General features: G+C 41.8%; 9 protein-coding genes. 2 read left to right on the forward strand and 7 right to left on the reverse strand.

Annotated elements, in window-relative coordinates:
• Positions 1-12: 12 nt before the first annotated feature.
• The 7 genes from DW862_RS01045 to DW862_RS01075 all read right to left on the reverse strand — a co-directional run bounded on the left by DW862_RS01045 (position 13) and on the right by DW862_RS01075 (position 10993).
• The gene (locus DW862_RS01045; protein WP_120067115.1) at positions 13-1740 is read right to left on the reverse strand and encodes a glycoside hydrolase family 43 protein; all 1728 of its coding nucleotides are present in this window, start codon (positions 1738-1740) and stop codon (positions 13-15) included.
• Positions 1741-2172: 432 nt separating this feature from the next.
• A complete protein-coding gene (gene xyl3A, locus DW862_RS01050; protein ID WP_120067116.1) occupies positions 2173-4758 on the reverse strand; it encodes a xylan 1,4-beta-xylosidase in 2586 nt (861 codons plus the stop codon).
• Between the two features lie 96 nt (positions 4759-4854).
• The gene (locus DW862_RS01055; RefSeq protein WP_120067149.1) at positions 4855-6453 is read right to left on the reverse strand and encodes a glycoside hydrolase 43 family protein; all 1599 of its coding nucleotides are present in this window, start codon (positions 6451-6453) and stop codon (positions 4855-4857) included.
• Positions 6454-6748: 295 nt separating this feature from the next.
• Positions 6749-7765, reverse strand: a complete 1017-nt coding sequence (locus tag DW862_RS01060) for a zinc-binding alcohol dehydrogenase family protein (protein WP_120067117.1) — start codon at positions 7763-7765, stop codon at positions 6749-6751.
• 25 nt (positions 7766-7790) lie between these two features.
• On the reverse strand, positions 7791-9083 hold the full coding sequence (fucP, locus tag DW862_RS01065; RefSeq protein ID WP_055235206.1) for an L-fucose:H+ symporter permease: 1293 nt from the start codon (positions 9081-9083) through the stop codon (positions 7791-7793).
• Between the two features lie 38 nt (positions 9084-9121).
• Positions 9122-10045: an amidohydrolase gene (locus DW862_RS01070; protein WP_087317082.1), complete on the reverse strand. Its 924-nt coding sequence runs from the start codon at positions 10043-10045 to the stop codon at positions 9122-9124.
• Between the two features lie 15 nt (positions 10046-10060).
• Positions 10061-10993 carry an aldo/keto reductase gene (locus DW862_RS01075; RefSeq protein ID WP_117610632.1) on the reverse strand — a complete coding sequence of 311 codons (933 nt, stop codon included), beginning with the start codon at positions 10991-10993 and terminating at the stop codon, positions 10061-10063.
• 179 nt (positions 10994-11172) lie between these two features.
• On the opposite strand from DW862_RS01075, the gene DW862_RS01080 reads away from it, so the two are divergent.
• Both DW862_RS01080 and DW862_RS01085 read left to right on the forward strand, forming a co-directional pair.
• Positions 11173-12189: a LacI family DNA-binding transcriptional regulator gene (locus DW862_RS01080; protein WP_120067118.1), complete on the forward strand. Its 1017-nt coding sequence runs from the start codon at positions 11173-11175 to the stop codon at positions 12187-12189.
• 90 nt (positions 12190-12279) lie between these two features.
• Positions 12280-13953 (forward strand): tetratricopeptide repeat protein, encoded by a 1674-nt coding sequence (locus DW862_RS01085; protein ID WP_087317088.1) that lies wholly within the window; start codon positions 12280-12282, stop codon positions 13951-13953.
• Positions 13954-14073 lie beyond the last annotated feature (120 nt).

Consider the following 14073-nt stretch of genomic DNA (forward strand, 5'->3'; position numbering starts at 1 on the left):
TAAGGTTTCTAATTAATTACCAACAGATGTTGCATACAGTCCGATCATTGCTCCTGTAAAGCCACCAGCCACATTGGTAGAAAGAATATCACCGGAAACGGTTTCTCCTACATTTGTAAAACTTTTGCCATCAATCGAATAATTAAAACGATAATCATCTCCATTGGCTGCTACTTGCAGTGTCACAGGTTTCTCTATTTCTATTTTCACCTCAGCCAGGACACTCGCTTGTCCTTTTTCGGTTCTTTGCAGCATCAGGTAATAGTCTTTTCCCTTTTTAGTGATACCGAAAACATAGTGATATCTTTCATTTTGGTAACATGTTATACCGGCAAAATCTTTCTCATTTTTCGGTTTGTACGCCATGGTCGCTGCCGCTGTAAATTGATTATGCTGCTGACGGTAGAACAAGGTAGAAGTAGGTTTCACTTCATTGATATTTGAGGTAAAAGGGATGATCCGCAACCCTTTATCGGTCATCTCAACGAAATCTTCACGAGGACCTCTAAGACCAATCCATCTTAAGTCTAATGTTTTATCAGAGAAATCATCCTTAAAGACAAAGTTGCCACTAGGCAAATAACCGTTTTCCCCTGTCTGGTTCTCTACTCCCGAAGGCATCTTCAATGTAGGTTTCATAGGGATAAGCCCATTCTCGAAAACGGGAAATGTTCCGCTCCAGTCCACCGGAAGAATAAAAGTTTCGCGTCCGGTATTCACTCTGTTCTTCTCATTGGGGCGTATTCCTAAAAATACACCATAATATTTTCCGTCGGGTCCCTCCACTAAGTCTGCATGACCAGCCCAGTCTACTTTATCCGTCCGGTTTGCAGGAAAATAACGTTGAGTTAAAATAGGATTATTATTTGCCGGAAGATAAGGTCCTTTCGGATGATCACTTACAAAAATGACTTCGCTATGCCAACCTCCGGTTCCTCCTTCGGCACACATTAAATAATAACGTCCATCTTTTTTATAGATATGAGGAGCTTCAATCCATATCGGCTTTTCTTCTATATTGACGCCACCGTTTACTATGATCCGGTCCGTTCCCGGAACCACTTTATCATTCTCCACATCATAATCCCATATTTTTATGACACGGTGTCCTGAGTAACGTTCTTCTCCCTGAGCAGGAGCATCATTATGTACCACGTATGCCTTGCCATTATCATCAAAGAAGAGAGAAGGATCAATGCCTTCAAATTGTAGTTTGATCGGATCACTCCAGCCATTCTCCGGATTCTTTGTCTTTACCACCATATTTCCAAAGCCACCTGAAAATTGAGTGGTTATCATATAAAACGTATCATTATTGGGATTATATCTTATAGCAGGAGCATATACACCTGCACTAATACCACAATCTTCAACCTTTAATTGTGACGTTCTGTCCAGCACATGACCGATTTGTTTCCAGTTGACCAGATCATTAGAATGGAAAATAGGCACCCCGGGAAACATAGCAAAAGATGAGCACACTAAATAATAATCATTACCTTTCCGCGTTATACTCGGATCGGGATAGCAACCCTGCAAAATAGGATTATAGAACTCACCCAGCTTTAAAGGATTGTTTTGATAAATAGCATCCTCCCCCTGATAAATAAATTGCGTAAAGACAGGAGCATTTTTTGTTATTTTACCCTTACCACTCACCTCCATATTAAAAAACAGCATAAAAAATACGACAAGACCCACGGATTGCCAGCCCGACAAAATCAATTTTAATGTTCTCATATTATCACTTTTTATTTTCTATAATTTTCTGTTCTATAGTAGTGTTTGCAAATGTATCGATTCGGTTTTATCATATATGTACAATCATGATACAGGCATCTATATACAGGTTACATTTATCACAGACATGTAACATGATTCTTTTCTGATGTAACAAAAAGCCTCAAAACAGAAAAATGGTAAGATAAATAACTACATTACCTATTATTTCAGCACTTTTATTCCCCATCATGTAAAAGACTGAATATCAAATATTAGCAAATATTCATTTTCCTTTAAAGGAAAGCCCCCGTTGGTTTAAAAGAAACGGAGGCTTGGTTTAAAAGAAACGACCCGTTCCTTTTAAAGGAACAAGGTCGTTCTTTCTTTATTCATTCAATAAATAAATCCGGATTGTCTATCTGTAAAAATAAACAAAATTCCAAAGCGGTATTACTGTACGTTCATTACAATCGTTTTCAACTTATTTCTATCAGAAGTTCCTCCATACAGTAATTCATAAGTACCTTCCAACGGACGCATCGTATTCGACTCTACATCAAACCATTCAAAGTTCTCACCGGTAAGAGGAATAGCTACTGATTCAGTTTTCCCTGCCGGAATATGAACGCGTTTGAAGGCACGCAAGGTATAACGGGGACCTTCCTTATCACCCGGACGTCCCAAATAAACCTGAACCACCTCTTCTCCATCACGTTGCCCGACATTGCTTACCGGAATAGTCAATACTACATTTTCACCTTTAGCGATTGTATTCTTGCTCAATTTAGCTTCTCCATAAGTAAAGTCAGTATAACTCAACCCATGACCGAATGGGAAAAGTGGTTGCTGTTGCATATATCGATAGGTACGTCCCTTCATGGAATAGTCTTCAAAGTCCGGCAATTGATTCACATCCTTATAGAAAGTGACCGGCAGGCGTCCACCGGGATTATACTCTCCCCAAAGAGCATCAACGATAGCTGTACCACCCGCCTGTCCCGGATACCATGCCTGCAGAATCGCTTCACAAGTAGTCGTTTCGGGCACTAATCCGATAGCTGAACCGGAATAATTGATAAAGACAACCTTTTTACCAGCCTTCTTCAAAGCTTTCAACAAATCACGTTGAACGTCCGGAAGTTCAATATCCGTACGGTCACCACCCTTAAATCCGGGAACTTCTACCGGCATTTCCTCACCTTCCAGACTTGGAGAAATTCCACCAGCAAAAAGAATCACATCAGCATCCATTACTCTCTTCACTGCGAAGTTCAAGTCGATCCCGACCTCTTTGCCCAAATCAAAATCAAGTGTAGCCCTTTCATTCCGTTGTTTGAATAAAATCTCGATATGATACTCTTTTCCAGCCTTCGCCTGTAACGTATAGAGGTTCGTCGGATTCTTAACATATATTTTCCGAGCCACTTGCTCACCATTTATAATAAGAGTCACTTCACCATCCAGTTGGAAACGGAAAGCAACATCACCGGACTGCGAAGGACGAAAGACAGATTCATAACGAGCCGAGAAATTAGTTATTTCCACACCGGGCGCAAATGTAGTAGCCCCTGTTGTCGCAAAATGGAACGGAGTGGAAATCTGATCGGTAGCAACCATTTCCCCTTCACGATCACGATTATTCCAATATTCTGCCAAGAAACCGGGTTTACCATTTATGCTACATTCATCAAACAGGCTTTGGAGTGTCTTTCCATCCACACGGTCACAACCCGGTTCGTATATGATTTGTCCTTCCGGTAGTTTGGCACGGACAGCTTCCAATAAGGTAACCGTATGTGCCGGAATACCGTTATAATTTCCCCACTGCATCACGGAGTCATTGGCATTAGGTCCCATAACGGCTACTTTCAGATTGGTATTCAGAGGCAGGATGTTGTTTTTATTCTGCAAGAGCACCAATGATTCACGGGCCATACACAAAGCCAATGCCTGATGTTCCTTACTATTCAACACAGAGGTTGGAATTTCCGACCAAGCCGGTTGTTCGTCCATTTCTCCCAGTTCAAAACGTGCTGTCAACAAACGTTTCAATGAAATATCTATTTCTTTTTCGTCAATCAAACCAGCTTTTACAGCATCCGCCAGTGAAGCATATTCACTTCCACATTCAAGGTCTGTACCCGCCCGCACGGCAGCGGCCGAAGCGTGTTCCTTGTCCGGGTGAGTCCCATGCGTTCCCGGTCTATAGAAATCGGAGATCGCTCCACAGTCAGAGACTACAATGCCTTTGTATCCCCATTCATCCCGCAATATTTGCATCAACAGGCGATTGCTGCCACAACAAGGCTCTCCCTCAAAACGATTGTAGGCACACATCACTTCCTTTACATGTGCTTTCTGTACCAAATCTTTAAAAGCAGGCAGATAGGTTTCCCATAAATCCCGGGGATCTATATTCTCCGCATCAAAACTATGCCGGTTCCACTCCGGTCCTGAATGAACGGCAAAGTGCTTGGCACATGCGTGCAACTTATCATACCCGGCATCTTCCGGTCCTTGCAAACCACGGACTACAGCCATTCCCATTTGTCCTGTCAGATAAGGGTCTTCACCATAAGTTTCCTGACCACGTCCCCAACGAGGGTCACGGAATATATTGACATTCGGTGTCCAGAATGTTAATCCCTGATAGCGTTTCAGCACGCCGCTTTCACCGAAAATACGCGATTTTACGCGAGCCTCATCGGAAGTGGCATTGAACACTTCATATAATAATGAATCATTAAAAGAAGCTCCCATACCGATAGACTGGGGAAAAACAGTAGCCAATCCGGCACGTCCCACACCGTGCAACGCCTCATTCCACCACTCATATTCTTTAATTCCCAGTCGAGGGATAGCAGGTGACGCATTTTGCATGATTGATACTTTTTCTTCCAAAGTCAACCGGGGCAACAAATCCTCCGCCCGTTGTTCCGCCGTTAAAGAAGTGTCCTGGTAAGGCAGCAATTGCTTACATGCCGAAAATGATAACACCAAACAAACACCCATAATCAGTATCCAACCTCTTTTCATAATATTATACTTATTAGTTATGATTAATTTGGAAACAAAAATAGCCTATTTTCCAATAAAACAATGTTTCATTGGTTACAAATACATATTTGTGTGTTACATTGACGCATCACAGAACGAATAATCAAAAGAGTCCACATCTACATAACCGCCTACAGAACGTGTAGCATAGTTAAATATGGCAAACTTACTGCCCATAAACATACGGGTGTAGTCAAATTTCATCTTGACAGGCAGACCAACAGGTATCCATGCTTTCCCATCAAGACTATAAGAAAAACGAGCCTCATCCCGTCCATTGGTAAAGTCACCTTCCACACGCAAGTAGACAAGCTCTTTGTTAAGAGGTATACGGGCTTGTTCGGTCATATCCACACGGCTAATGGCACGCTTCGTTTTCTCAAACACGCTTTTCTGTTCACTCATCACAAGAGACAGTTTATTTCCGTTCTTTTCAATCGTAAGCACACCGCTGTCACCATTAAAAGCCGATAATCCTGCACGGTCACCATCTTTCATCCCCCCCAGAGAGAGACTGACAGTGCCCATACATTTCGGTCCTACCATACGTTGGGTCAACGTATTGGGAGCAACAAACAGGTTATCTACCACACGGGAGGTTTTCAAACGCAGAAATCCGGGACGGTCGGTAAGACTCCATGCCTGATCGACGGGGTTATGATTCCACTGCCAATAGAGGGAAAGCCCGGAAGCGGAAAAATCATCCGAACCGCAGATACCATCCATTGACATATACGACAAAGTGGTATCATTCGGAATGCGCCCATCCTTGTCTCCCAGCATAGGCCAACCATCTTCCGTCCATGTACAAGGCATAAGACACGGCACACGTCCTACGCCACCACGATCCTGAAAAATCAGTCCGTACCATTCACCGTTTTTCCCGTCTACGATGCATCCCTGACCAACACCGCCATGCCCGTCGAACTCCGTTTCAAGAATGACACGCTTTTCGTAAGGTCCGGTAATCTTATCGGCACGATAGCATACTTCACGACGCAGACGGCCGGGAATACTCCAATCCATAGAAATCATCAGCAAGTAATATTTCCCATTATACTTGATGACGGAACTACCTTCCAACAGACCTTGTTCGTCAGCATCCCGTTCAAATATTTGCTGATTGATGCCACCGGGAAGTACATCGGTCAAATCGGTTTTCAACTCCGTAAGCTGTCCCGTACTGTGAAAGAGATACACCCGCCCGTCATCATCAAACAGAAGCGAACCGTCATGGAAATGCGGAGGACGCGAAAGAAGTTTCCAGGGACCGGCCGGATCTGTCGCAGTATAGACAAACCCACGTCCGGGCGCGCCATTGGCTGTAAACCAGACATAGAATTTACCGTCATGATAGCGGATAGATGATGCCCATTGTCCTTGCCCGTAAGCAGTGCCTTCGAGCAAATCATAACGAGGACCATCGTCAATGCGAGAAAATACGTAGCTGATAGTTTCCCAATGTTTCATGTCCGGCGAACGCATGATAGGCGCCCCCGGCATCAGGTGCATAGTAGTGGAAACCATGTAAAAGTAATCGCCTGCGCGACATACTGACATATCGGGCACGTCAGCATAAAGAATAGGATTACGGTATTGTGCTCCGGCTGATAGCGGGAAGAACAATGTAAAAAGAGTACACAGCAGAATAGTGTTGATTTTTGTTTTCAGCATAATCATCGTTTTTTTATTAACTGGCTACATTATCTATTATTTGAAAGCTAATTATTTAAAATGTTCCTTGTTATCTTCCACATCACAAAAATAGAAAATGCAAACAGATATATTGCCCAAAGTATGCTACATGATTTCTTTGTGATGCTACATATCGAATGAAGAATGTTACATCTATATTTACTCATGTTACATCACCCTATCTCCCAAAGAGAGGAGACTGTATTCAGCCTCCTCTCACTTATTACATACCCGAACAACAGGTATCAACAACTATTCTTATTACAAGAACTTATCAGAACTCAACCAGTATGCGGAACACCTTTCCCGGATTAGCCGTCCATTCCTGCATAGCTTCCAAAGCTCCTTCCGGTTTGGCAATCTTCGAAATCAGTTCTTCTACCGGACAGTTGCCTTCTTTCATATAATTGATAACCGCACGGAAATCTGCCGGCAACGCATTTCTGGAACCACGGATATCCAGTTCTTTCTGAACGAAATATTTTGTTTGGAAAGCTACTTCGCTCTTGGCATAACCGATGCAAACGACCCGTCCTGTAAAACCCACTTCATCCACCGCCATCACATAAGTGACCGGACTGCCGACAGCTTCAATCACCACATCGGCACCGAAGCCCTCCGTTATCTGTTGCATCCGTTCGTGTACATTTTCTGTCTTGGAGTTAATCACATAAGAAGCACCTACCTTTTTCGCCAGTTCCAGTTTCTCGTCATCCAAGTCGACAGCAATGACCGTTGCCCCTCTCAAAGCAGCACGTACAATGGCACCGATACCAATCATACCGCAGCCAATAACCATCACATATTCATTATCGATCACCTGCGCACGAGATACCGCATGGAATCCGACACTCATCGGCTCAATCAACGCACAATCGCGAGGAGAGATATTACCAGCCGGAATAATCTTCGTCCAAGGTAAAACTGCATATTCGCACATCACTCCATTGCGCTGTACCCCTAACGTTTCATTATGCTCACAGGCATTGACACGACCATTACGACAGGAAGCACATTTACCACAATTGGTATATGGATTCAATGTCACGTTCATCCCTTTTTCGAAGCCGGCCGGAACATTCGGACCAATCTCCTTAATCACCGCTCCTACCTCATGTCCCGGGATTACCGGTAACTTCACCATTGGGTTACGTCCTAAAAAGGTATTCAGGTCGGAGCCACAGAAACCCACATACTTGATTCTTACTAATACTTCACCGACACCAACGGTCGGTTTTTCCAGTTCAACCACCTTCATTTCGGAGGGATTGACAATTTGAACTGCTTTCATTGGATATGTTTGATAAATAAATTTATTAATCGATTACTTTATAACCTTTCCAGCCGTAATATGCACAGAAGACAAAACAAATCATCGGTACACAATAGGCCATATAATAGATATGCTCATTGGCATGCATGAAATAAGCCGTCAACTGTGGCAGGCAGGCATTGCCGACAATAGCCATTACCAAAAATGCCGAACCGCTCTTTGTCTGACTCCCCAGTCCTTTTAGCGCCAATGAGAACTGCGTGGGGTACATTATAGACATAAAGAAAGAGATAGCCAACATTGCGTATAGCCCGATCATACCTCCCCATATCATCACTACCCCGCACAAAAGAATATTCATCAAGGCGTAAACCAGTAGCATATCCTGTGGACGGAATTTCACCATCAATCCGGTACCGATCCAACGCCCCAAAAGAAATGCGAGCATATACAATCCGAAGAAGGTAGTCGCCGTATCTTCCGGCAATCCGGCATAAGTACAACAGTAAACCAGGAACAGACTGTTTATCGCCGTCTGTCCGCCGTTATAGAAGAATTGCGCAATCACTCCCCACCGCAAGTGTGAGTGCTTCAATACACCGAAGTCTATCAGTTTTTCTTTCTGGCTACCCTCTTTCGTTTTACCCGAAGAAGTCGTTTTATCGGAAGAAGCCGTTTCTCCTTCGTCCCCAATCTTCGGCAATTTTGAAAAGATGAAGACAACAGCTATGGCAATCAACAGTATAGCCAATATCAGATAAGGGAGTTTCATGGCATCCGTTTCCAATTGGATATAGGCCTGCCAGCCTCCCGGATAATCTACAGGAAGGGTCTCTCGCGTGTAATGAGTTCCGCTAAGGATGAGCTTACTCAAAAACATGGCAGCGATAAAAGCTCCGAGTCCATTGAAAGACTGCGCCAGATTCAATCGGCGGGGAGCTGTTTCGGGGGCTCCTAAAACCGTCACATACGGATTGGCAGCTGTCTCCAGAAAGCACATTCCCGTAGCGATAATAAAGAAGATACAGAGGTAAGCCCAATATTCTTTTAAAATGGCGGCGGGAAAGAAAAGCAGGCCTCCGATTGCTGCTAATACCAGTCCGAAAATAATTCCCGCCTTATAGCTGTAACGTTTCATAAACATCGCTATGGGGATGGGGAAAATAAAATAAGCCAACCAGTAGGCAGTCTCGGTAAAGGAGGCTTCAAAGGTATTCAGTTCACATGTCTTCATCAATTGCCGGATCATTGTGGGAAGCAGATTGCTGCTTATCGCCCACAAAAAGAAAAGGCAGAAAACCAACGCTAAAGGTATTGTATATGTATTCTTTTTCATGGTATAAATCTAGTTTTACGATAAGGATGTTTTCTCCATCATTCGGACATGTTCTTGATGTAAGGAAGTACGGGGAGATCCGTGAATCCATAGAAGTTCCGGGCATTTTCTCCCAAAAAGAGTCTTTTATCCTCTTCCGTCAGCTCGGAAGACTTCACCACAAAATCGTATGACATCTTGTAGGTGATTGCTGTAATGGTGCGCGGATAGTCCGATCCCCACATCAGTTTCTCCATGCCAACTAAATCCGCCGCTTCCCGAATGGCTTTCACTGCTCCTTTGAAAGGATAAAATTCATCATTGAAAAGCCAGGTGATTCCGCCGGATTCAATCATCACATTGGGATGACGTGCCAGGCGGATTTGTTCTTTCCAGTCCGGACGTGTCACCATTCCGAAGTGCCCGACAGCTATTTTTAGGCGGGGACATTCCTGAATAATCTCTTCCATTTCGGAAACCTGTGTTGCTCCGTCAGCCAAATCGATGGAAAGCATGACATTCCGTTCTTCCATAGAATGAAACATCTGCATCATTTCCTCATTATTCAGCATTACCCGTCCCTCTTTTAACAACAAGCGTTGGGCAGGTATTTTTATAGCCTTAAAACCTTTGGCTATAAGCTCTTTCGCCTGCTCCAAAAATCCAGGTTTGCGAAACTCACACATTCCGCAAACAAAGAAACGGTTGGGATAATGGGAAACGACTTCCGACAAATAATCATTCTGAATACCGTCAATAAACTCTTGGGTAATGACAGCCGCAGCCACTTGCGCATAGTCCATATTCGAAAGAAAAACTTCCGCGCTATTCACACCGTCTACCATAAAGGGCGGAACCATTTGCCGGATTTCTCCCATAAATTCCGAACGGCCATTTTCCAAAGTCCGGATAGGCAATCCGTCCACAACAGTATCCTGCCGTAACCACAGATGGGCGTGCGCATCAATAATTGTATAGTCCATACGAATGACGCTGTTTTATGAGTTTGCCCAACTTACACGTTTCTGCTCTCCGATAATCTCCTGCACTTCCCGAACGAGTTCCCAGTCAATAGGTTCTTTGATGAAAGCGATGTTCTTTTTCACATTCTCCGGATTAGTCGTACTAAACAAAGTCGTTGCTATACGGGGATTGCTGACGGAGAACTGCATAGCCAGCTTCTCAATCGGATAATTCTTAGCTTTGCAATGTTCCATTGCTTTACGGCAAGCCTCTACCAAGGGTTTGGGAGCCGGATGCCAGGCAGGAACACCACGTTCACTCAACAGTCCCATTGAAAGCGGAGAAGCATTAATCACACCGATTTCTTTGGATTCGAAGTAGTCCAGGAAGTCTGCTAATTTATCATCACACAAGCAATAATGGCAGAAGCTAAGCACAGATTCAATCGTACCGCTTGGTGAATGGTCAATTACCCATTTCAGGTTCTCGAGTTGCAAGTCGGTAATTCCAACGTGTCCTACCACTCCTTTTTCACGCAACTCAACCAAAGCCGGCAGAGTTTCATTAACCACCTGATTCAAATCGGCAAACTCCACATCGTGTACATTTATCAGATCGATAAAATCTATATTCAGACGTTCCATGCTCTCATACACACTTTCGGTAGCACGCTTTGCAGAGTAATCCCACAGATTTACTCCATCTTTTCCATAACGTCCCACTTTGGTAGAAAGGTAATAACGGTCGCGAGGAAGATCTTTAAGCGCCTTTCCTAAAACAGTTTCCGCTTTATAATGTCCGTAATAAGGAGACACATCGATAAAGTTCATTCCTGCCTCAACAGCGGTAAACACAGCCTGAATGCCTTCTTTTTCTTTCAAATCATGGAAAACTCCTCCTAAAGAAGAAGCTCCAAAACTAAGAGATGATACTTTCATCCCTGTCTTTCCGATTTCATGGTATTGCATACTTTTAGGTTTTAAATCATTTTGTATGCGACAAAAATAGGTCAGTAATAGTTTCAGTGCAGCAGAGAGCAGTCGAAAAACCAACGTAACGGTTTACGTAAAAAATATTGCTTCAGATGCTTTTAATTTTCCGGGAATGTGCTTTCTTTGTAAAAAGAATCTAAGTTGCAGACTTTCAAATGGAAAACCGGAAACATACTTCATTAAAAGATCTCGCCCAAGCATTGGGGGTGTCGATTCCTACTGTATCCAGGGCACTAAAAGATAGTCCGGAAATCAGCCGTGAACTTTGCGCCAAAGCAAAGGCACTGGCCAAAGAGATGAACTACCGTCCCAACCCTTTTGCCATGAGCCTGCGGAAAAATGCGCCACGTATCATCGGAGTGATCGTTCCGGATATTGTCACTCATTTCTTTGCATCAATTCTGAATGGAATAGAGAATATGGCTATTGCCAACGGATATTTCGTGATTATCACGACCTCGCATGAATCTTACGAGCACGAAAAAAGAAATATTGAGAATCTGGTCAATATGCGCGTGGAAGGTATCATCGCCTGTCTGTCTCAAGAAACAACCGATTTCTCCCACATCTCCGCCTTGAAAGACATCAATATGCCACTTATCCTGTTCGACCGTGTTTGCCTGACCGACCAGTTTTCTTCGGTCGTAGCGGATGGGGTACAATCAGCGCAAATGGCAACACAACATCTGTTGAATAATGGAAGTAAACGGGTAGCCTTTATCGGTGGAGCCAATCATTTGGATATTGTAAAGAGAAGAAAACATGGTTATCTGGAAGCCTTGCGTGAGAATCGTATTCCTATCGAAAAGGAGCTAGTTGTTTGCCGGAAGATTGATTATGAGGAAGGCAAGATTGCCACAGAAACTTTACTGTCACTTCCACAGCCTCCGGATGCTATTCTTGCCATGAATGATACATTGGCTTTCGCGGCTATGGAAGTTATCAAGAGCCATGGTCTCCGCATACCGGATGATATCGCTATTATCGGATATACGGATGAACAGCATGCCAATTATGTGGAACCGAAATTATCTGCTGTATCACATCAAACTTATAAAATGGGAGAAACTGCCTGCCAACTATTAATAGATCGGATAAAAGGAGATAAGACTATCAAGCAGGTGACGATTCCGACACATTTGCAGATTAGGGAGAGTAGTATAAAAAAATAAGGGAAACGTCTTATTAAAAGAAGTTTTATAGACAAACGATTCTACTTTTTATTTATAAATACTTACTTTTGCAGAAACAGATAAAACTCTATGAAACCGAACTACCTAACTATTCTAATTACAACACTATGCATTTTCTTTAATGCGTGTCATAATTCAAACACTGCCCCTCAATTACAATTAGCAGATTCATTAATAGACAAACGTGCTGACAGCGCATTATGCATATTGGAAAAGCTATCTATTGAAGAAATATCTAATAAATCAGCAAAAGCCATGTATGCACTATTATTAACAGAAGCTTTAGATAAGAATTTCAAATCTCACCGCAATGACTCTCTAATTCTAATAGCAGTTGACTACTATAAGGATAACAGTAATAATAAGCTAAAAACAAAAGCTTATTATTATCTCGGAAGAGTGTATCAAGATAACAAAGATTATGTAAAAGCAACAGAAGCCTATCTAACAGCTTTAAAAACAGCATCCCCAAACCAAGCTCCAATATTACAAATATACAATAACCTGGCTTTATGTTACGAGAGTCAAGAGTTTTATCTTCCGGCTATCAAAACATATAAAGAATCATACGCAACTGCAGAAAAAATGCAAGACAAATATGGAATTTTACACGCAACCCGAGGATTAGGCAATGTTTATGCAATACAAGATGAGGAAGAAAAAGCATTATCTTATTATCAAAAAGCATTATCAATAGCACAATCTATCAAAGATTCATTGTGGGAAAATGCAATTTTTTGTGATATAGCAAAGGTATATGACGACCAAGGGTTATATATAGAAGCTAAAAAGCAAATAGATTTAGCCTTGAGATATGCTCCTTCTAACATTAATTTATCTCCTACTTACTTTTGGAAAGGAAGTATATTGTATAATCTCGAAGAAACTGATTCTGCTATTCACTATTTATCCCGAGCTAGTACTAAGGCCAATATTTATACTAAAGCTTCTATTTATCAGACTTTGTATGAAATAAACAAAGAAAACAAAAATTATGAACAGGCAATTCTATATAACGATACAGCTTTAACCTGTTATGACTCTATCCAGAAAATTATTCACCATACTGAAATTAACAATCTCATCAAAAAACACTCAATAGATATATATAAAGAACAAATAAAAAAACAATCACAACAAACAAAAGTAATATTCATTATTGGTGGATTAGTTACAATGTTTCTGTTTATCTATACTGTAATGTATATAAGCAATCGCAATAAAAAGACACATATACACTGGCAGCAGCTACTAATGAAGAATCAGACAGAAAAAGCCACATTAAAAGAAGAAATCAGAGCACTATCTCATGCCAATGAAATCAATGAACACAGATATGCAGATATATTAAATCAAAGAATAAAGTTATGGCATCAAAGTCTTCAGATATGCGTACGTCTATTCAAAACGACTACATCTTATAAAAAAATTCAATCAATAGAAACATCTAAAAACAAAAAAGAGAAAGAGATAACTCAAGAAGAGTTATCACTGATTTATCAAGAAATAAACGAAGCCTTCATTGAAGCGATGCAAGAGTTATTAGAACAATACCCTAGTCTAACACAAGACGATCTCTATTACTGCATACTTAACTACCTCCAATTATCCAATAATACAATCAAAATCTGTATGAAAGCAGGAAGCCAGTCTGCACTGACTCAAAGGAAATATCGTATTAAGAAACAATTATCCGACCTTAGTTTCTCCATCATTTTTGGAGATAAAGGAGAAGATAAATAAAAGGACAACGCACTCTGTTATCACAAATGTTTCTTTTGTTATATTTATTTTACAATACGCTGATTTTCAGCGACAGTATTTCATAATATTGTTATAATGTGTTATTGTACCGTATAGGCA

The organism is Bacteroides sp. AM37-9 (genome assembly GCF_003603455.1).
GTDB lineage: Bacteria > Bacteroidota > Bacteroidia > Bacteroidales > Bacteroidaceae > Bacteroides > Bacteroides xylanisolvens.

Bases quoted from the DNA above. Each gene is read 5' to 3' on its own strand.
- DW862_RS01055 (WP_120067149.1), bottom strand. From the start codon at position 6,453: ATGCTGAAAACAAAAATCAACACTATTCTGCTGTGTACTCTTTTTACA.
- DW862_RS01075 (WP_117610632.1), bottom strand. From the start codon at position 10,993: ATGCAATACCATGAAATCGGAAAGACAGGGATGAAAGTATCATCTCTT.
- DW862_RS01070 (WP_087317082.1), bottom strand. From the start codon at position 10,045: ATGGACTATACAATTATTGATGCGCACGCCCATCTGTGGTTACGGCAG.
- DW862_RS01080 (WP_120067118.1), top strand. From the start codon at position 11,173: ATGGAAAACCGGAAACATACTTCATTAAAAGATCTCGCCCAAGCATTG.
- DW862_RS01085 (WP_087317088.1), top strand. From the start codon at position 12,280: ATGAAACCGAACTACCTAACTATTCTAATTACAACACTATGCATTTTC.
- fucP (WP_055235206.1), bottom strand. From the start codon at position 9,083: ATGAAAAAGAATACATATACAATACCTTTAGCGTTGGTTTTCTGCCTT.
- DW862_RS01045 (WP_120067115.1), bottom strand. From the start codon at position 1,740: ATGAGAACATTAAAATTGATTTTGTCGGGCTGGCAATCCGTGGGTCTT.
- xyl3A (WP_120067116.1), bottom strand. From the start codon at position 4,758: ATGAAAAGAGGTTGGATACTGATTATGGGTGTTTGTTTGGTGTTATCA.
- DW862_RS01060 (WP_120067117.1), bottom strand. From the start codon at position 7,765: ATGAAAGCAGTTCAAATTGTCAATCCCTCCGAAATGAAGGTGGTTGAA.